The following is a 16,901-nucleotide window of genomic DNA, read 5'->3' as shown; positions in this document are numbered from 1 at the left end:
TTGGCCCGGTGAAAATAGCGACATCAACAGGCATCGGTAGCCAAAAAGGCTACACAGCTTTTTTCAGGCTAGCGTGCCCCCTACAGAGGGTCAAGGCGGTATTCGAGGGTTTGTACTGCCAAAAGTTGCGCTTTTTTCTGTAATTTCCAGCGACTTGCCAGAGAAATTTCGAGACTTTTAGCGGGGGCGGGCAGAGGGGCGATCTCCCTGGCCTGCTCGGCCAGGCGCTGAAGTCGCTCCAGGGTTTCACGCTCGGCCGCCAGCTCGGCCTGCTGGAGCTGCCGGCGCACCTCGGCGACGCCGCGGCTGCAGGCGGCCTCGGCCTTGAGCTGACGACGCAGGCGGCGCAGCGGTCGTGTGACCTCGCACTGCCAGTGGCGAATGGCCTCGAGTTCGACGGGCTCGGCGGCCAGGGTCAGGCCGTGGCGGTACAGCCAGCAGTGCCACAGCAGCTCGCACACGTCGACCCCCGCTTCGTCCTGCAGCCGCAGGCAGGCGGCTTCCACGCCGGGGCGAGCGTAGAAGGCCAGGGCGAAGTCCCATAGCGGGTCGGCGCCAAGCCCGGCCCGCAGCGCGGCTGTGGTTGCGGTAGAATCGTCACTCATGATCGGCTGTCGTCGGCGGCTCTCTCGAGATCGAGCGGAGGCGACGACCGCCCCCCTGAATTGCCAGTTGGAGCCTGCATGATTGCACTGCGCCAGGTTGCCCTGCAACGCGGCACCCAGACCCTGCTCGAGGATGCCGAGCTGACCCTGCACGCCGGCCACAAGGCCGGTATCGTCGGCCCCAACGGTGCCGGCAAGTCCAGCCTGTTCGGCCTGCTGCTGGGCACGCTCGCCCCCGATCGCGGCGAGATCGAGATGAGCGGCGGACAGCGCATCGCGCACATGGCCCAGGAGGTCGATGCCTTGGATCGCGCCATCGTCGACTACGTGCTCGACGGCGACCGCGAGCTGCGCCAGGCCGAGGCGGCGCTGGAGGCGGCGCGCGAGCGCGGCGACGCCCACGCCGAGGCCGAGCAGCACGGCGTCATCGAGGCGCTGGACGGCTACAGTGCCCCGGCGCGTGCCGCCCAGCTGCTGATCGGGCTGGGCTTCACCCAGGCCGACCTGACGCGGCCGCTGTCGGCGTTTTCCGGCGGCTGGCGCATGCGCGCCAACCTGGCGCGCACGCTGTTCATGCCCTCGGATCTGCTGCTGCTCGACGAGCCTACCAACCACCTGGACCTCGATGCCCTGCTGTGGCTGGAGCAGTGGCTGGTACGCTATCCCGGTACCCTGCTGCTGATCTCCCACGACCGCGACTTCCTCGACGCGGTGTGCGACCACATCGTCCACTTCGACCGGCGTCGGCTGGTGCTCTACCGCGGCAACTACTCCACCTTCGAGCGCACCCGCGCCGAAAAGCTGGCGCTGCAGCAGGCCGAGGCGGCCAAGCAGCAGGCCCGACGCGAGGAGATCGAGCGCTTCGTGGCGCGCTTCAAGGCCAAGGCGAGCAAGGCGCGCCAGGCCCAGAGCCGGATGAAGATGCTCGAGCGCATGGGCGACATCGCCGTGGCCCATGCCGACTCGCCGTTCCATTTCACCATTCCGGCCTCGGACAAGACCTCCCACCCGCTGCTGGTGCTCGACCAGGCCCGGCTCGGCTACCGCGACACCGCCGGTGCGGAGAAAGTCCAGCTCGACGAGGTCAAGCTGACCCTGCTGCCGGGCCAGCGCATCGGCCTGCTGGGCCCCAACGGGGCCGGCAAGTCGACCCTGATCAAGTCGTTGACCGGCGAGCTGCCGCTGCTGGCGGGGAAGCGGGTGCCGGGCGAGCATCTCGCCGTCGGCTACTTCGCCCAGCACCAGCTCGAGGGGCTCGACATGGCGGCGACGCCGTTCATGCACGTGCAGCGGCTCTCGCCCACCGCCAGCGATCAGGCGATCCGCACCTTCCTCGGTGGCTTCGGCTTCCAGGGCGACGACGCCTTCGGCGAGGTGGGGCGTTTCTCCGGCGGCGAGAAGGCGCGCCTGGCCCTGGCCCTGGTGGCCTGGCGCAAGCCCAACCTGCTGCTGCTCGACGAGCCCACCAACCACCTCGACCTGGAGATGCGCGAGGCGCTCACCGAGGCCCTGGCCAGCTTCGAGGGCACGGTGATCCTGGTCTCCCATGACCGCCACCTGCTGCGTGCCACGGTGGATGAGTTCTGGAAGGTGGCCGACCATCGCGTCGAGCCCTTCGACGGCGACCTGGAGGACTATCGCGCCTGGCTCAAGGCGCGGCTGGAGGGCGAGCGGCGCGAGGCGCGGGCCGACAAGGCCGGGCGCCAGGCGGAGGGTGCCGCACCCAAGGAGGACCGCAAGGCGAGCCGCCGCGCCGCCGCCGAGCTGCGCGAGAAGCTGCGTCCGCTGAAGAAGACCCGTGACCGCGCCGACCAGGCGCTGGAGAAGGCCCAGGGCGAGCTCGCGGCGGTGGAGGAGGCGCTGGGCGAGGCCGAGCTCTACACCGACCCGGCGCGCAAGGCCGAACTCACCGAGCGGCTGGCCCGCCAGGGCGAGCTGAAGTCGCGACTGGAAGAGCTGGAAGCCGAATGGCTGGCCGCCGAGGAGGCGCTGGAGGCGATGGAGGCGGAGCTGCTGGAAAGCGGGGCCTGACAGACACGGGGCAAGACATTACGGCCGCCAATGGCTGCCTTGCCTTGCCTTGGCGAGCGGCGCCGGGGACAGGCCCCCTTCAACTCTCCAGCAGAAACGTCACCGGCCCGTCGTTGATCAGCTCGACCTGCATGTTGGCGGCGAACTCGCCGCTCTCGACCCGGGGCCAGGCCGCCCGGGCGCGGTCGAGCAGGTAGTGGAACAGCCGCTCGCCGTCGGCCGGCGGTGCGGCGCTGGAGAAGCTCGGCCGCAGCCCCTTGCGCGTATCGGCGGCCAGGGTGAACTGCGAGACCAGCAGCAGCCCGCCGTCGACCTGCTGCAGGTCGAGGTTCATCTTGCCCGCCGCGTCGCTGAACACCCGGTAGCGCAACAGCTTGTGCAGCAGCCGCTCGGCGGCGGCCTCGTCGTCGCCCTTCTCCACCCCCACCAGGGCCAGCAGGCCGTGGTCGATGGCGCCGACTCGGCGTCCTTCCACCGTGACGCTGGCGCGATGCACGCGCTGTATCAGGGCCTTCATAGGCGGGTTTCCCTTTCTGACCATGAGCTGGCCGAAAGGGTATCACGCCCGACAGTGAGTGTTACCAGGCGCGGCACAGCATGATGTCGCAATGCGGCTCGGCGAGCAGTGCCTCGGTGATCGGGCTCTGGCGACCCAGTTGGCCGCGGCAGCTCAGTGCCAGCAGGTCGGGCGCCCGCCGCCGCAGCTGAGTCAGCAGTACCTCCAGCGGTTCGCCCTGTTCGAGCACCAGCTCCACCTCCGGCACGCAGTCGAGCTCGCCCATCAACTGGTCGGTCTCGCGCTCGATCTGGCAGCGCAGGCGCTCCACCTCGCGGTCGCGCCAGCGCGCGTAGTCGCTGTCGGAGCCCAGCTCGCGCTCGCCGGGGATGTCCCAGGCATGCAGCAGCGTCAGGCGGGCCTCGGGAAAGCGCTTGAGCGTCTCGCGCAGGGTGTTGCGGCTGGCCAGCGAGAAATCCACCGGTACCAGGATCTCCTGCCAGTCGCGACTGGCCGGCTGGGAAACCGACAGCACCGGGCAGGGCGCGCTGCGCAGTACCCGCGCCAGGGTGGTACCGGCGACCAGGTCGGGCTGGCCGCGCTTGCGGTGGGAGCCGAGCACGATCATGTCCACCTCGCGATCGTGCGCCTCGCGGATGATCTCGGCATAGCTCACACCGGCCACCGTCTGCAGCATCACGCTCGGTTCCGGCAACGCATAGTCCTCACGCACGTCGGTCAGGATGGCCTGCATGTCGGCCACTACGGCCTCTTCCAGGTCGTGCAGCACCCGGCGGGGAAGGTAGGGGTCGAGTACGTGGATAACGTCAAGACGCGCACCGCTCTCGATGGCCAGGCGAATGGCCCGGGCGAAGGCGGCGCGGTTCTCGGCCGAGAGGTCGCAGGCGAACAGCAAGGTCTGGGTCATGGCGTCTCTCCATCGCGGATGAGCCGGGCGGGACAGACTTCAGCATGGGTGGCACTCGGCCAGGGCGCAAGGCGCGTTTCGCTACCACCAACGGTGGAAATGGTGCACCGGGCCACGGCCCCTGCCGACGTCGAGGCGCCGGCTCTCGGTCAGTGCCGCCTCCAGCCACTGCTTGGCCGTCGCGATCGCTTGCGGCAGGGTGTCGCCCTGCGCCAGGCGCGCGGTGATGGCCGAGGAGAGCGAGCAGCCGGTGCCATGCAGGTTGTCGGTACCGATCCGGGGGCCTTCGACCCAGTGCGGGTCGCCGTTGCCGATCAGCAGGTCGGGGCAGCCCTCGTCGCGCAGATGCCCCCCCTTGAGCAGTACGGCGGCGGCGCCCAGCGCCGCCAGGCCCGGCGCCATGGCCAGCATCTCGTCGCGACTGGCCGGTGTGGGGCTCGCCAGCAGCACCGCGGCTTCGGGCAGGTTGGGCGTGATCAGGTCGGCCAGCGGGACCAGCACCTCGCGCACCGCGGCGATGCCGGCGTCGTCGACCAGCACATCGCCGCTCTTGGCCACCATCACCGGGTCGAGCACGATCCAGCGCGGGCGCCGTGACTGCAGCGCGTCGCGGATGGTCTCGGCCACCTCACGGCTGGCCACCATGCCGATCTTCACCGCATCGATGGCGACATCGTCGAGCAGGGTGTCGAGCTGCAGGCGGATGAACTCCACCGGCACCGGGTGCACGCCGCGCACGCCGCGGGTGTTCTGCGCGGTCAGCGCGGTGATGACGCTGGTACCATAGGCGCCCAAGGCCGAGAAGCTCTTGAGGTCGGCCTGGATGCCGGCGCCGCCGCTGGGGTCGGAGCCGGCGATGCTGAGAACGTTGGGAATGGGGCGGTCGTTCGTCATGGCGTCTCGTCCTGCATGCGGGAAGTAAGGAGGGGGGCACTGAATGCTGAGTCTGTTCCTGGTGGCCTTCGCCAGCGCCACGCTGCTGCCGGGCGGTTCGGAGGTGTGGCTGGCACGCCAGTGGTGCCTGGGCCAGCCGCTGCTGGGGCTGTGGCTGGTGGCGACCTCGGGCAATACCCTGGGCAGCCTGGTCAACGTCTGGCTGGGGCGCTACGCGCGCCGCTTCCAGGACCGCCGCTGGTTCCCCGCCTCGCGCGAGGGCCTGGCCCGCGCCGAGCGCTGGTACCACCGCTTTGGCGAGTGGAGCCTGCTGGCGAGCTGGGCACCGCTGATCGGCGACCCGCTCACCGTGCTCGCCGGCATCTTTCGCCTGCCCTGGTGGCGGGCCGTGCTGCTGATCACCCTGGCCAAGGGGGCACGCTACGCCGTGGTGCTCTATCTGGCCCAGGCGTGGCTGGCCCCGCTGTGCGGCTGAGCCTACAGTACCGACGGCAGCCAGGTCGCCAGCCCCGGGAACAGCGCCAGCGCCAGCAGCATGCCGAGCTGCAGCAGGATGAACGGAATCACGCCGCGATAGATGGCGGCGGTCGGCACCGAGTCCGGCGTCACCCCGCGCAGGTAGAACAGCGCGAAACCGAACGGCGGCGTCAAAAACGAGGTCTGCAGGTTCACCGCGATCATGATGCCGAGCCAGATCGGATCGAGACCCATCATCAGCAGCACCGGCCCGACGATCGGCACCACCACGAAGGTGATCTCGATGAAGTCGAGAATGAAGCCGAGCAGGAAGATCACCAGCATCACCACCAGGGTGGCCCCCACCACGCCGCCGGGCAGCGCCTCGAACAGGTGCTTGACCAGCTCCTCGCCGCCGTAGGCGCGGAACACCAGCGAGAACAGCGCGGCACCGATCAGGATCAGGAACACCATGCTGGTGACCTTGGCGGTGGACTGGACCACCTCGCGCAGCATCGCCACGTTGAGCCGACGGTTGGTCAGCGCCAGCAGCAGCGCACCCATGGCGCCCACCGCCGAGGCCTCGGTGGGGGTGGCGAAGCCGCCGAGGATCGAGCCCAGCACGGCGACGATCAGCAGCACGGGGGGAATCAGGCCCTTGATCAGCAGCGGCCACAGGCTGCCGGTGTGACCGAGTTCCTGCTTGAGCGCCTCGCGGTCCGCGGGCGGGGCGCTTGCGGGCTTCCACCAGGCGACAGCCAGCAGGTAGACGATGTAGGCCGCCACCAGCAGCAGGCCCGGTACCAGCGCGCCGACGAACAGGTCGCCCACCGACACGGTCTTGGGACTCCACACGCCCATGGCCAGCTGTGCCTGTTGATAGGCATTGGAGAGCACGTCACCCAGCAGCACCAGCGCGATGGAGGGCGGGATGATCTGGCCCAGGGTGCCGGTGGCGCAGATGGTGCCGGTGGCGAGCGACGGCGAGTAGTCGCGCTTGAGCATCGTCGGCAGCGACAGCAGGCCCATGGTGACCACGGTGGCCCCGACGATCCCGGTGGAGGCGGCCAGCAGCATGCCGACCAGGATCACCGAGATGCCGAGTCCGCCGCGCAGCGAGCCGAACAGCATGGCCATGGCATCGAGCAGGGTCTCGGCGACGCGCGACTTCTCCAGCAGCACCCCCATCAGCACGAACAGCGGTACTGCCAGCAGCGTCTGGTTGGTCATGATGCCGTAGAGGCGGTTGGGCATGGCACCCAGCATGCGCGGCTCGAAGGGCACCGGCACGCCCATCTGCAGCATCAGGTGGCCAAGCCCGGCGAAGATCAGCGCGGTGCCGGCCAGCGACAGGGCAACCGGGTAGCCCAGCATCAGCACGGCACAGACGGTGAGGAACAGGAACAGCGGCATGAATTCGAGCAGGGCTTCCACGTCAGATCACCTCGTCGTGGTCAGGCGTGTTGCCTGGGGCCTTGCCGCGCAGGATCAGGACCTGGCGCAACACCTGCGCCACGCCCTGCAGCAGCAGCAGGGCCATCATCACCAGGATCAGCGACTTGAGCAGGAAGACCCCGGGAATGCCGCCGTCCGGCGAGCGTTCGAGTATCGCCCAGCTGCTCTTCACGTAACCGAAGCTCGAGACGGCGATGAACAGCGTCACCGGAAACAGCAGGAACAGCGTGCCGAGCAGGTCGATCCACGCCCGGCCGCGGGCGGAGAGCTTGCGGTAGAAGATGTCGACGCGGACGTGACCATCGTGGCGCAGCGTCCAGGCGGCCCCCAGCATGAACACCACGGCATGCATGTACATGACCGACTCCTGCATGGCGATGCTGTGGAGAGCGAAGACGTAGCGCATCACCACGATGGCGAACTGTACCGCCATCATGACGATCACCAGCCAGGCGATGGAGCGGCCCACGACCTCGGTAAAGCCGTCGAGCCATGCGAGCAGGACCGGATCGCGGTTCGCGGTTTGCATGGTGGAATCTCGTGTCGAAACATTTCAGGGAACGCATCATCGCTGATTACGCGGCGTGCGTCATCCTCGCGGCTCAACGTCTCGGCTAGCGCTGCTGGCGCTTGCGCAGGCCCTCGAGCAGGGCCAGACAGCCGGGCGGCAGCGCCACGTCGACGGCGATGGGCAGGTGGTCGGAGAACAGGTGATCGAGCACACGGACGTCGCACGCCTTCAGCGAGCTGGAGATCAGGATATGGTCCAGCGCCCGGCGCGGCTGCCACGAGGGGTAGCTGAGCAAGGGGCGGACCGGGTGCAGCGGCAGCGAGGCGCAGAAGCGCGTATGGGTGTGCAGCTGGTCCGGCGTGCAGTTGAGGTCGCCCATCACCACCACGTGCTGCAGCGGCTGGATGATCTCGCTGAGATAGTCGAGCTGGCGCACCCGGGCCCGGTGGCTCAGGGCCAGGTGGGCGACGAACAGGTGCAGCGCATCCGCGCCGTCTCCGTAGCGGGCGTGAATGGCGCCGCGCCCGGGCAGGGTGCCGGGCAGGCGGTGCTCCTCGACCTGGGAGGGGGAGAGGCGCGACAGCAGCCCGTTGCTGTGCTGGGCGAAGCGCCCCAGATTGCGGTTGAGCTGCTGGTAGTGGTGCGGAAAGCCGCCGCGCGTGGCCAGGTACTCGATCTGGTTGACGTGGCTGGAGCGAAAGCTGCCGCCATCGACCTCCTGCAGGCCGACGATGTCGAAGCGGCTCAGCACGCTGCTGACCATGTCCAGCCGCCGCACCCGCTGGGGATGCGGCAGCAGGTGCTGCCAGCTGCGGGTCAGGTAGTGATGGTAGGCCGACGTCTGGATGCCCACCTGCATGTTGAAGGTGAGCAACTTGAGGTGCCCACCCTCCAGGGGCGGCGTCCTGGCGTCGACCAGGTGCGATGACTCGACGGGCACGGTCAGTCCGTGCGTTCCTGGCGGACGCGCTCGACCAGCGCGCCGGCGACCTGCGGCATGTTCTCGAGGCTGCCGGCGCTGCTCGGGGTCACCAGGTAGCGGCCGTCGACGACCAGGGCCGGCACGCCCATCAGGCGCATCGCACGCATGCGCGCATGGGCCTTGTTGACCTGGGCCTTGACACCGAAGGCGTCCAGCGCCTGGCGGGCCTCCTCCTCGCTGACGTCGTACTTGCTGAAGAAGCGGGCGATGCTGTCGGCGTCGTTGAGGCGCTGCCCCTCCTCGTGGATGGCATGGAAGATGTCGTCATGGGCGTCCTCACGAATGCCCAGCTCCTCGGCGGCGTAGAACATCATCGCGTGGGTGTTCCAGTCGCCGCCCATGGTGGCCGGCATGCGGTTGAAGGCGACGTCCTCGGGCTGCTCGGCGACCCAGGCGTTGAGCGGTTCCTCCAGGTTGTAACAGTGCGGGCAGCCGTACCAGAACACTTCGGTCACCTCGACCCGGTCCCCCCCGGCGCTGGTCTCGATGGGCTCGGGCAGCTTCTCGTAGTGCTGGCCCTCGACCAGGTTGTCGGCGGCGGCCAGCGTCGCCAGGCCGAGGCCGGCCACGGCGAAAGCGGCTGACTGGAGGATGCGCAAGGGCTTGAACATGGGTGAGGCTCCTTGAAAGATCGCCTGTAAGTAGCGGCTTTGTCAGCAAGAACGGGTGTGTCGATCACTTTGAGCGCATGAACCGCTCACGGTTCCCGGTTCGGCTGACGATCCAAAACGGCGAAGGCGGCCAGCGGCCGCCTTTCATGCCGGCCGTGGCCGACCATTGCCAGACGACGAGACGCTCAGTGCAGGCCGCTGATGTAGTTGGCCACGGCTTGCATGTCGGTGTCGCTCATCTTGGCGGCGATGTCGCCCATCATGCCATTGGGGTCGTTGGTGCGCTCGCCGGCGGCAAATTTTTGCAGCGAGGCGACGACATACTGGGGGAACTGGCCGGAAAGCGCCGGGTAGACGGCGGTATTGATACCGGCACCGGTGGGGCCGTGGCAGGCCGCACAGGCGGGGATGCCCTTGGCCATGTCGCCGGCACGATAGAGCTCCTGGCCGCGCATCAGCGCTTCCTCGGCCGGGTCGGCCTGGCCGACGTTGGCGTCCTGCTCGGAGAAGTAGGCGGCGACGTCCCAGGCGTCCTGGTCGGAGAAGTCGTCGACCTGCCCGGCCATCTCGGGCACCACGCGGTTGCCGTCGCGGATGTCGATGATCTGCTTGGCCAGGTAGGTCGTCTGCTGGCCGGCGAGATGCGGGAAGGAGGGGGCCGAGCTGATGCCGTTCTGGCCATGGCAGGCCGCACAGCTCTGGGCTTTTTCGCGACCAGCGGCAGCGTCGGCGTCTGCTTCCAGGTCGGCGTGAGCGACGCCTACGGCGCCGAGGGTGATTGCCAGGCTTGCCAGTAACTTTCTCATCGCTGATTCACTATGCCGTTATGGATTATACCGGTACGCATTCCTGGGGGCTGTCCCGCCTTGCTGATGCCAGGCCGGCCTTGCCCTGCTGCCGCAGCGTCGGTCGCTGCCGGCCAGAGCACGGTGCTACACTAGCGCGCCCAGGTCGCAGAAAAAAGACATCGCATTATAACGAAACAAGCCGGCATCGGAAATGCAGGGCGGCCACCCGCGCTGCCCGCAGCGCTCCTGCCGGCGAAACGTTGAGGTCATGATCCGCATGAACTACCAGAGCGCGCGCTTCCTGACCAGCGCGCCCACGCTGGCCCAGTGCCCGCCCGACGAGGGCGCCGAGGTCGCCTTTGCCGGGCGCTCGAATGCCGGCAAGTCCAGTGCCATCAATACCCTGACCCGGCAGAAGGCGCTGGCGCGCACCTCGCGCACCCCGGGGCGCACCCAGCTGATCAACTTCTTCGCCTTGGGCGATGACACCAGCCGCCGACTGGTCGACCTGCCCGGCTACGGCTATGCCAAGGTGCCGGAGGCGGTCAAGCGCGAGTGGCAGCGTCACCTCGCCGACTACCTGCGGGGGCGCCGCGCCCTGCGCGGCCTGGTGCTGGTGATGGACGTGCGTCATCCGCTGACCGAATTCGACCAGATCCTGCTGGGCTGGGCCGACGACCAGGACATGCCGGTCCACATCCTGCTGACCAAGGCCGACAAGCTGAAGTCGGGCGCGGCCAAGAACGCCCTGCAGCAGGTGCGCAGCCGCCTGCGCGAATGGGAGGACCTGGTGACGGTGCAGTTGTTCTCGTCGCTCAAGCGCGAAGGGGTCGACGAGGCCAGTGCCCGCCTCGACGCCTGGCTGGCTGGCCCCGAACCCGCCTAGCGCGACTCACACGCCGGCGCCGGCTGGCCCAGCCGGCGCAGCAGCGCGGGCAGTTCGCGCACGTGATCGAGGCGATGAATCCCCGGCGGCAGGGGGAGCTCCTCCACCTGGGGCGAGATCCAGGCCACCTGCATGCCCAGGCGCCGGGCCGGCTCGACGTCCTCGCGCCAGGAGTCGCCCACGTGCAGGGCACGGGCCGGCGATGCACCGAGCCGCGCCAGTGCCGCCAGGAAGGGCCGCGGGTCGGGCTTGGGGGCCAATATCTCGCCAGCGGCGATGGCCACCGGGAAGTGCCGGCCGACGGCCAGACGCCGCACGTCGACGTTGCCGTTGGTGATGCTGGCCAGGCGGTAGTGCCGGCCCAGCCCGGTCAGCAGCGGTTCCACCTCGGGGTGCGGCTCGACCCGATGGCGCAGCTCCATGAAGCGCGCCATTGCCGCCCTGGCCCACTGCTCCGCCGTGGCCGGCTCGAGGCCGTACTCTCCCAGCATCTCCCTGAGCGCCCGTTCGCGCAGCCAGGTGAAGTGGCCGCGATGCAGCGGGTGCGCATGGGCCAGCGCGCGACGGCGCAGCTCGAAGCTCTCCAGCGGGAAGCGCTCGGTGAAGCGTGGCGAAGCGGCTTCGCCGCGGGTCTGCCGCCAGGCGGCGAGTTCGCGGTCGAGCCAGGCGTAGTGGCCGGTTTCGGTGGCCACCATCACGCCGTGGTTGTCCCACAGGGTGTCGTCGAGGTCGAAGGTGATGGCCTGGAGAGGCAAGAGGTCAGCCATGGTCATTGTCGCGTGATTCGGTGTGGCGCCGCCGGGCACGAGGGTGAGCGGCGTCGTAGCTCGCCGCCAGGTGCTGCCAGTCGAGCTTGGTGTAGACCTGGGTGGTCGAGAGGTTGGCGTGGCCCAGCAGCTCCTGCACCGCGCGCAGGTCCTGGCTCGATTCCAGCAGGTGGCTGGCGAAGGAGTGGCGCAGGCGGTGCGGGTGCAGGTGCTCGGGCAGGCCGCGCCGACGGGCCACCTCGGTCATCCGCTTCTGGATGGCGCGGTGCCCGAGGCGCCGGCCGCGGGCACCGACGAACAGCGCCGTCTCGCCGGGGGCGGCCAGCGCCGAGCGGCAGGCCAGCCAGGCGTCGAGCGCGCGCCGGGCGCTGCGCCCCACCGGCACCTGGCGCGGCTTGCCGCCCTTGCCGAGCACCCGCACGCGACGCGGCTCCAGGTCGTCGAGGTCGAGGCCGGCGAGCTCCGCCAGGCGCAGCCCGCTGGAGTAGCACAGCTCCAGCAGCGCCTGGTCGCGCAGTGCCAGCGGCGAGCCGTCGTGGGGTGTATCGAGCAGCCGGGCGAGCTGGTCGACGTCCAGCGGCTTGGGCAGGTGCGCCCCCTGGCGCGGGGTGGGCACCAGCTCGGCGGGATTGTGCCCGAGCACGCCCGCGCGCACCAGGAAGCCGGCGAAGTGCGAGATGGCCGCCCTGCGTCGCGCCAGGCTGCGCGGAGCGAGGCCGCGGCTGCGCTCGGCGCCGAGGAAGCGGCGCACCAGGCCGACGTCGAGCCCGGCGCCGTCGGCGATGCCGCGCGCCTCGAGGAAGGCCGCTAGCGCCTCGAGGTCGCGTCGGTAAGCACTCAGCGTGGCCGGGCTGGCGGTGCGCGCCAGGGCCTCCAGGCAGGCCGCCAGCTGTCGGCGCAGCGGGGCCTCAGCCATGGCTGGCCGGGGCATGGCGCAGCAGCAGCCGCGCCAGCACGTCGCCGAGGTATTCGGTGAACAGCGTGTCCATGCTGGCGCGGAAGTGGTCGGGGTCGGGGCTGGCCAGCACCAGGTAGCCCATCGGCTCGCCCACGGTCAGCCGGGCCAGGGCACAGGAGCCGGCCTGGCGCGGCGGCCGCGCGTGCGGCAGCAGGCGCCCCCAGTCGGTGGGGGTGAGCCGGGTGCAGCGGCTGGTGCGGCCGTCGAGCAGCGCGGCCAGGCGCACGCCGGCGTGCTCGTCGAGGACGTGGCGTGGCGGCTGCGGCGGCAGCGGCTCGTGGTCGGTGAGCTGGGCCGGGCACCACAGCGCCACGGCGGGGATCTGGAAATGTTCGGCCATCTGGGTGGCCAGCGCCTGGCCCAGGGCGTCGGCGTCCTCGGCTTCCAGCAGCGCCAGCACCAGCTCGCGGGTGCGTCGATACTGCACTTCGTTGTGGCGCGCCGATTCCAGCAGCTGCTCCAGGCGCCACTCGGCCTGCTCCGCGCGGCGGCGCAGGTCGTAGACCAGGCGCTCCAGCAGCGAGGTGGTGCCATGGGCCTCGGGGTGCGGCACCTTGAGCTGCTGCAGCAGCCCTTCGCGGCCGACGAAGAAGTCCGGGTGGCGGGCCAGCCACTCGGCGACCCGGTCCGGATCGAGGGTCTTGCGCGGTTCGGGGACGGCTCGGGTCATGCTTGGCTCCTCGGTTCGGGTGGGCCCGGCTGGTCAGGCCAGGGCGATGCGTCCCTCGAAGACGCGTTCGGCGGGCCCGGTCATCAACAGCGGCGCTTCGCCGCCGGGCCACTCGATGCGCAGGTCGCCGCCGCGAAGGTGGACCGTGACGGGGCTCTCGAGCAGGCCCTGGCGCATGCCGCTGGCCACGGCGGCACAGGCACCGGTGCCGCAGGCCAGGGTCTCGCCGCTGCCGCGCTCGAAGACTCGCAGGCGGATCTCGTGGGGCGAGACTACCTGCATGAAGCCCACGTTGACCCGCCGCGGGAAGCGGGGGTGGGCCTCGATGGCCGGGCCGAGACGCTCGACCGGAGCCGAATCGACGTCGTCGACCCGCAGCACCGCGTGCGGGTTGCCCATCGAGACGGCACCGATCGAGTAGCTTTCGCCGTCGACCTCGAGGGCGTGCAGCGGACGATCCTCGGCGGCATCGAAGGGAAGCGCCGCCGGTGCGAAGCGCGGGCTGCCCATGTTTACCGTGACCTGGCCGTCCTCCTGTACCACCAGCGTCAGCGGGCCGCCGGCGGTCTCCACGTGGATCTCGCGCTTGTGGGTCAGGCGCTGGTCGCGCACGAAGCGGGCGAAGCAGCGCGCGCCGTTGCCGCAGTTCTCCACTTCGCTGCCGTCGGCGTTGAAGATGCGATAGCGAAAGTCCATGTCGGGGTTGCGCGGCGGCTCGACCAGCAGCAGCTGGTCGAAGCCCACGCCGAAGCGGCGGTCGGCGAGCCGGCGGATCTGTTCGTCGCGCAGGCGGGCGCGCTGAGTGATCAGGTCGACCACCATGAAGTCGTTGCCGAGGCCATGCATCTTGGTGAAGTGCAGCAGCATCAGCGCCTCTCTCCGTCCTGTGCCGCTGCCGGTTCGGGCAGCAGCGACTCGCCGGCCCACAGCGACGCCACGCTCTCGCGGTGGCGCACCACATGGAAGGCCTCGCCGTCGACCATCACCTCGGCGGGGCGCGGCCGGCTGTTGTAGTTCGAAGCCATGACGAAACCGTAGGCGCCGGCGGAGCGTACCGCCAGCAGGTCGCCGGCGTCGATCGCCAGTTCGCGCTCCTTGCCCAGGAAGTCGCCGGTCTCGCACACCGGGCCGACCACGTCGTAGGTGGCGCTTTCACGCATGGGGCGGGTGTCCACCGGGATGATCGCCTGCCAGGCCTGGTAGAGCGAGGGGCGGATCAGGTCGTTCATGCCGGCGTCGACGATGGCGAAGTTCTTGGTCTCGCCGGGCTTGAGGTACTCCACCCGGGTCAGCAGCACGCCGGCATTGGCGGCGATCGAGCGGCCCGGCTCGAACAGCAGGGTCAGGCCGGCGCCGTGCTCCCAGCGCGACAGGCGCTCGAGCAGCGAGGCGGCGTAGTCGAAGGGCTGCGGCGGGCGCTCGCCGCGGTAGGGCACGCCGAGCCCGCCGCCGAGGTCGAGGTGTTCCACCGTGATGCCGCGTTCGCGCAGGCGCTCGAGCAGTACCAGCAGGCGATCCAGGGCGTCGAGGAAGGGGGCGAGCTCGGTGAGCTGCGAGCCGATATGGCAATCCAGGCCGACGATCCTCACCCCCGGCAGGCGCGCAGCCAGCTCGTAGACGGAGAGCGCCTCGTCCACCGGAATGCCGAACTTGTTGTCCTTGAGCCCGGTGGAAATGTAGGGGTGGGTGCCGGCGTCGACGTCGGGGTTGACCCGCAGCGACACCGGCGCCACCCGGCCCAGCCGCTCGGCCACGGCGTTGAGCCGCTCGAGCTCGGGGCGCGACTCGACGTTGAAGCACTTGATGCCGACCTCGAGCGCGCGGGCCATCTCGGCTTCCTGCTTGGCCACGCCGGAGAACACCACCTTGGCCGGGTCGCCGCCGGCGGCCAGCACGCGCTCGAGCTCGCCCACGGAGACGATGTCGAAGCCGGCGCCCAGGCGCGCCAGCAGACCCAGCACCGCCAGGTTGGAGTTGGCCTTGACCGCGTAGCAGATCAGGTGGGGGTGGCTGCCCAGTGCTTCGGTATAGGCGCGAAAGTGGCGCGCCAGGGTCGCCTTGGAGTAGACGTAGCAGGGCGTGCCGACCGCCTCGGCCACCCGCGACAGCGGTACCTCCTCGCCGTAGAGCACGCCGTCGCGATATTCGAAGTGATCCATGATTCAGTCCGTGTCCTCGTCGTCGGCGTCGTGCCGCTCGCCCTGGTGTGCCGCCCCGCTGCCGTAGCGCTCCTCGGCGGCCTCGTCGCCGGGCAGGTAGAGCGGCCCCTTCTGGCCGCAGCCGGCCAGCAGCAGCGCGGCCAGCGCCAGCGCCAGCGGGCGGGCCCGCGGTGCCGCGCGTGTGCTCGTCATGCGCATGGTCAGCGGCCCAGGTTCGCCAGGGCCTCGCGGGCGCGGCTCGCCGCGGCGCGCACCTGGTCCGGGGCGGTACCGCCGATATGGTTGCGCGCCGCCACCGAGCCCTCCAGCGTCAGCACCTCGAAGACGTCGGCCTCGATCACCTCGGAGAACTGGCGCAGCTCGTCGAGACTCATCTCGGAGAGATCCTTTTTCTCGCGAATGCCGAAGGCCACCGATTGGCCGACGATCTCGTGGGCATCGCGAAAGGCCACGCCGCGGCGCACCAGGTAGTCGGCGAGGTCGGTGGCGGTGGAGAAGCCGCGGCGGGCGGCCTCATGCATGTTCGCCTTGCGCGCCTCGATGGCCGGCACCATGTCGGCGAACGCCTTGAGGCAGTCGCGCACCGTGTCGAGGGTGTCGAACAGCGGCTCCTTGTCCTCCTGGTTGTCCTTGTTGTAGGCCAGCGGCTGCGACTTCATCAGCGTCAGCAGGCCCATCAGGTGGCCGTAGACGCGCCCGGTCTTGCCGCGCACCAGCTCGGGCACGTCGGGGTTCTTCTTCTGCGGCATGATCGAGCTGCCGGTACAGAAGCGGTCGGGCAGGTCGATGAAGTCGAACTGGGCGCTGGTCCACAGCACCAGCTCCTCGCTCATGCGTGACAGGTGCATCAGCAGGATGCTGGCGAAGCTGGCGAACTCGATGGCGAAGTCGCGATCGCTCACGGCGTCGAGCGAGTTCTCGGCGGGGCGCTCGAAGCCCAGCAGCTCGGCGGTGACGTGGCGGTCGATGGGATAGGTGGTGCCGGCCAGCGCGGCGGCGCCCAGCGGCATCACGTTGACCCGCCTGCGACAGTCGAGCAGCCGCTCGTGATCGCGGGCGAGCATCTCCTGCCAGGCCAGCAGGTGGTGGCCGAAGGTCACCGGCTGGGCGGTCTGCAGGTGGGTGAAGCCGGGCATGATGGTGTCGGCCTCGCGCTCGGCGAGTTCGATCAGCCCTGCGCGCAGGCGCGCCAGCTCACCTTCGACCACGTCGATCTCGTCGCGCAGGAACAGGCGGATGTCGGTGGCCACCTGGTCGTTGCGCGAACGCCCGGTGTGCAGTTTCTTGCCGGTGACGCCGATCTTGTCGGTCAGGCGTGCTTCGATGTTCATGTGCACGTCCTCGAGCTTCACCGACCACTGGAACTCGCCGCGCTCGATCTCGCCGCGTATCTCGGTCAGCCCCGCGACGATGGCGTCACGCTCGGCGTCGGTCAGTACGCCCACCCGGGCCAGCATGGTGGCATGGGCGATGGAGCCCTGGATGTCCTGAAGGGCCAGGCGCCGGTCGAAGTCGACCGACGCGGTGAAGCGTTCGACGAAGGCATCGGTGGGTTCGCTGAAGCGGCCGCCCCAGGACTGGTTGGTGCCGGGGGTTGGGGAACTAGAGCTCATCGGCGTGGACATCCTGCGTGTTGCGTGCTGTGGCGTTCTCGGGAGCCGCGTGCGGCGGCGGAGGTCAAGTCTTGCAGTGTACCAGAGTCGG

At 69.7% G+C, this 16,901-nt stretch carries 19 protein-coding genes; 3 read left to right on the top strand and 16 right to left on the bottom strand.

Annotation, left to right across the window (positions count from 1 at the left end; all coding sequences use genetic code 11):
- Positions 1-80: 80 nt before the first annotated feature.
- Positions 81-605: a TIGR02444 family protein gene (locus I4484_RS19940; protein ID WP_197448889.1), complete on the bottom strand. Its 525-nt coding sequence runs from the start codon at positions 603-605 to the stop codon at positions 81-83.
- Positions 606-683: 78 nt separating this feature from the next.
- Here I4484_RS19940 and I4484_RS19935 point away from each other — a divergent pair, with 78 nt between their 5' ends.
- Positions 684-2,636, top strand: a complete 1,953-nt coding sequence (locus tag I4484_RS19935) for an ATP-binding cassette domain-containing protein (RefSeq protein WP_197448888.1) — start codon at positions 684-686, stop codon at positions 2,634-2,636.
- Positions 2,637-2,715: 79 nt separating this feature from the next.
- Here the strand turns inward: I4484_RS19935 and dtd are convergent, their stop codons facing one another.
- The 3 genes from dtd to thiD form a co-directional block, all read right to left on the bottom strand.
- On the bottom strand, positions 2,716-3,153 hold the full coding sequence (dtd, locus tag I4484_RS19930; protein WP_197448887.1) for a D-aminoacyl-tRNA deacylase: 438 nt from the start codon (positions 3,151-3,153) through the stop codon (positions 2,716-2,718).
- Positions 3,154-3,214: 61 nt separating this feature from the next.
- Positions 3,215-4,060, bottom strand: coding sequence for a universal stress protein (locus I4484_RS19925; RefSeq protein WP_197448886.1), 846 nt, complete (start codon positions 4,058-4,060; stop codon positions 3,215-3,217).
- Positions 4,061-4,141: 81 nt separating this feature from the next.
- Entirely contained in the window at positions 4,142-4,954 is an 813-nt protein-coding gene (thiD, locus tag I4484_RS19920) for a bifunctional hydroxymethylpyrimidine kinase/phosphomethylpyrimidine kinase (protein ID WP_197448885.1), read from the bottom strand.
- Positions 4,955-4,997: 43 nt separating this feature from the next.
- On the opposite strand from thiD, the gene I4484_RS19915 reads away from it, so the two are divergent.
- Positions 4,998-5,429, top strand: coding sequence for a YqaA family protein (locus I4484_RS19915; RefSeq protein ID WP_197448884.1), 432 nt, complete (start codon positions 4,998-5,000; stop codon positions 5,427-5,429).
- Positions 5,430-5,431: 2 nt separating this feature from the next.
- On the opposite strand, the gene I4484_RS19910 is transcribed toward I4484_RS19915, so the two are convergent.
- From I4484_RS19910 to I4484_RS19890, 5 genes are all read right to left on the bottom strand, one after another.
- Entirely contained in the window at positions 5,432-6,835 is a 1,404-nt protein-coding gene (locus I4484_RS19910) for a TRAP transporter large permease subunit (protein WP_197451132.1), read from the bottom strand.
- A 10-nt stretch (positions 6,836-6,845) separates the two neighbouring features.
- A complete protein-coding gene (locus I4484_RS19905; protein WP_197448883.1) occupies positions 6,846-7,394 on the bottom strand; it encodes a TRAP transporter small permease subunit in 549 nt (182 codons plus the stop codon).
- Positions 7,395-7,479: 85 nt separating this feature from the next.
- Positions 7,480-8,235, bottom strand: coding sequence for an endonuclease/exonuclease/phosphatase family protein (locus I4484_RS19900; RefSeq protein WP_197451131.1), 756 nt, complete (start codon positions 8,233-8,235; stop codon positions 7,480-7,482).
- 83 nt (positions 8,236-8,318) lie between these two features.
- Positions 8,319-8,969 carry a thiol:disulfide interchange protein DsbA/DsbL gene (locus I4484_RS19895; RefSeq protein ID WP_197448882.1) on the bottom strand — a complete coding sequence of 217 codons (651 nt, stop codon included), beginning with the start codon at positions 8,967-8,969 and terminating at the stop codon, positions 8,319-8,321.
- Positions 8,970-9,154: 185 nt separating this feature from the next.
- Positions 9,155-9,775 carry a cytochrome c gene (locus I4484_RS19890; RefSeq protein ID WP_197448881.1) on the bottom strand — a complete coding sequence of 207 codons (621 nt, stop codon included), beginning with the start codon at positions 9,773-9,775 and terminating at the stop codon, positions 9,155-9,157.
- A 250-nt stretch (positions 9,776-10,025) separates the two neighbouring features.
- Between I4484_RS19890 and yihA the strand changes: the two genes are divergently transcribed.
- The gene (gene yihA, locus I4484_RS19885; protein ID WP_197448880.1) at positions 10,026-10,643 is read left to right on the top strand and encodes a ribosome biogenesis GTP-binding protein YihA/YsxC; all 618 of its coding nucleotides are present in this window, start codon (positions 10,026-10,028) and stop codon (positions 10,641-10,643) included.
- On the opposite strand, the gene I4484_RS19880 is transcribed toward yihA, so the two are convergent.
- Genes I4484_RS19880 through argH form a run of 7 tightly spaced genes read right to left on the bottom strand, consistent with a single transcriptional unit; the run spans position 10,640 to position 16,810 of the window.
- A complete protein-coding gene (locus tag I4484_RS19880; protein WP_330932865.1) occupies positions 10,640-11,410 on the bottom strand; it encodes an HAD family hydrolase in 771 nt (256 codons plus the stop codon). The two genes, yihA and I4484_RS19880, sit on opposite strands and share 4 nt — an antisense overlap.
- Entirely contained in the window at positions 11,403-12,326 is a 924-nt protein-coding gene (locus I4484_RS19875) for a tyrosine recombinase XerC (protein ID WP_197448878.1), read from the bottom strand. The genes I4484_RS19880 and I4484_RS19875 overlap by 8 nt, the downstream gene beginning before the upstream one ends.
- Positions 12,319-13,038, bottom strand: a complete 720-nt coding sequence (locus I4484_RS19870) for a DUF484 family protein (RefSeq protein WP_197448877.1) — start codon at positions 13,036-13,038, stop codon at positions 12,319-12,321. Before I4484_RS19870 ends, I4484_RS19875 begins: the two co-directional genes overlap by 8 nt.
- A gap of 33 nt (positions 13,039-13,071) precedes the next feature.
- Positions 13,072-13,905 (bottom strand): diaminopimelate epimerase, encoded by an 834-nt coding sequence (gene dapF / locus I4484_RS19865; RefSeq protein WP_197448876.1) that lies wholly within the window; start codon positions 13,903-13,905, stop codon positions 13,072-13,074.
- Positions 13,905-15,197, bottom strand: a complete 1,293-nt coding sequence (gene lysA / locus I4484_RS19860) for a diaminopimelate decarboxylase (RefSeq protein ID WP_197448875.1) — start codon at positions 15,195-15,197, stop codon at positions 13,905-13,907. Before lysA ends, dapF begins: the two co-directional genes overlap by 1 nt.
- A gap of 3 nt (positions 15,198-15,200) precedes the next feature.
- Positions 15,201-15,389 carry a lipoprotein gene (locus I4484_RS19855; protein WP_197448874.1) on the bottom strand — a complete coding sequence of 63 codons (189 nt, stop codon included), beginning with the start codon at positions 15,387-15,389 and terminating at the stop codon, positions 15,201-15,203.
- Between the two features lie 8 nt (positions 15,390-15,397).
- Positions 15,398-16,810 (bottom strand): argininosuccinate lyase, encoded by a 1,413-nt coding sequence (gene argH, locus I4484_RS19850; RefSeq protein ID WP_197448873.1) that lies wholly within the window; start codon positions 16,808-16,810, stop codon positions 15,398-15,400.
- Positions 16,811-16,901 lie beyond the last annotated feature (91 nt).

This window comes from Halomonas sp. SS10-MC5 (assembly GCF_015992245.1).
Taxonomy (GTDB): Bacteria; Pseudomonadota; Gammaproteobacteria; order Pseudomonadales; family Halomonadaceae; genus Halomonas; species Halomonas sulfidoxydans.
The sequence above is the reverse complement of the archived record's forward strand: the minus strand, read 5'-3'. Positions and strand labels throughout refer to the sequence as shown.

What these genes read in the sequence shown, in the direction of transcription:
- I4484_RS19940 (WP_197448889.1), bottom strand. Translation starts at nt 605, where the DNA reads ATGAGTGACGATTCTACCGCAACCACAGCCGCGCTGCGGGCCGGGCTT.
- I4484_RS19935 (WP_197448888.1), top strand. Translation starts at nt 684, where the DNA reads ATGATTGCACTGCGCCAGGTTGCCCTGCAACGCGGCACCCAGACCCTG.
- dtd (WP_197448887.1), bottom strand. Translation starts at nt 3,153, where the DNA reads ATGAAGGCCCTGATACAGCGCGTGCATCGCGCCAGCGTCACGGTGGAA.
- I4484_RS19925 (WP_197448886.1), bottom strand. Translation starts at nt 4,060, where the DNA reads ATGACCCAGACCTTGCTGTTCGCCTGCGACCTCTCGGCCGAGAACCGC.
- thiD (WP_197448885.1), bottom strand. Translation starts at nt 4,954, where the DNA reads ATGACGAACGACCGCCCCATTCCCAACGTTCTCAGCATCGCCGGCTCC.
- I4484_RS19915 (WP_197448884.1), top strand. Translation starts at nt 4,998, where the DNA reads ATGCTGAGTCTGTTCCTGGTGGCCTTCGCCAGCGCCACGCTGCTGCCG.
- I4484_RS19905 (WP_197448883.1), bottom strand. Translation starts at nt 7,394, where the DNA reads ATGCAAACCGCGAACCGCGATCCGGTCCTGCTCGCATGGCTCGACGGC.
- I4484_RS19900 (WP_197451131.1), bottom strand. Translation starts at nt 8,235, where the DNA reads ATGCAGGTGGGCATCCAGACGTCGGCCTACCATCACTACCTGACCCGC.
- I4484_RS19895 (WP_197448882.1), bottom strand. Translation starts at nt 8,969, where the DNA reads ATGTTCAAGCCCTTGCGCATCCTCCAGTCAGCCGCTTTCGCCGTGGCC.
- I4484_RS19890 (WP_197448881.1), bottom strand. Translation starts at nt 9,775, where the DNA reads ATGAGAAAGTTACTGGCAAGCCTGGCAATCACCCTCGGCGCCGTAGGC.
- yihA (WP_197448880.1), top strand. Translation starts at nt 10,026, where the DNA reads ATGATCCGCATGAACTACCAGAGCGCGCGCTTCCTGACCAGCGCGCCC.
- I4484_RS19880 (WP_330932865.1), bottom strand. Translation starts at nt 11,410, where the DNA reads ATGGCTGACCTCTTGCCTCTCCAGGCCATCACCTTCGACCTCGACGAC.
- I4484_RS19875 (WP_197448878.1), bottom strand. Translation starts at nt 12,326, where the DNA reads ATGGCTGAGGCCCCGCTGCGCCGACAGCTGGCGGCCTGCCTGGAGGCC.
- I4484_RS19870 (WP_197448877.1), bottom strand. Translation starts at nt 13,038, where the DNA reads ATGACCCGAGCCGTCCCCGAACCGCGCAAGACCCTCGATCCGGACCGG.
- dapF (WP_197448876.1), bottom strand. Translation starts at nt 13,905, where the DNA reads ATGCTGCTGCACTTCACCAAGATGCATGGCCTCGGCAACGACTTCATG.
- lysA (WP_197448875.1), bottom strand. Translation starts at nt 15,197, where the DNA reads ATGGATCACTTCGAATATCGCGACGGCGTGCTCTACGGCGAGGAGGTA.
- I4484_RS19855 (WP_197448874.1), bottom strand. Translation starts at nt 15,389, where the DNA reads ATGACGAGCACACGCGCGGCACCGCGGGCCCGCCCGCTGGCGCTGGCG.
- argH (WP_197448873.1), bottom strand. Translation starts at nt 16,810, where the DNA reads ATGAGCTCTAGTTCCCCAACCCCCGGCACCAACCAGTCCTGGGGCGGC.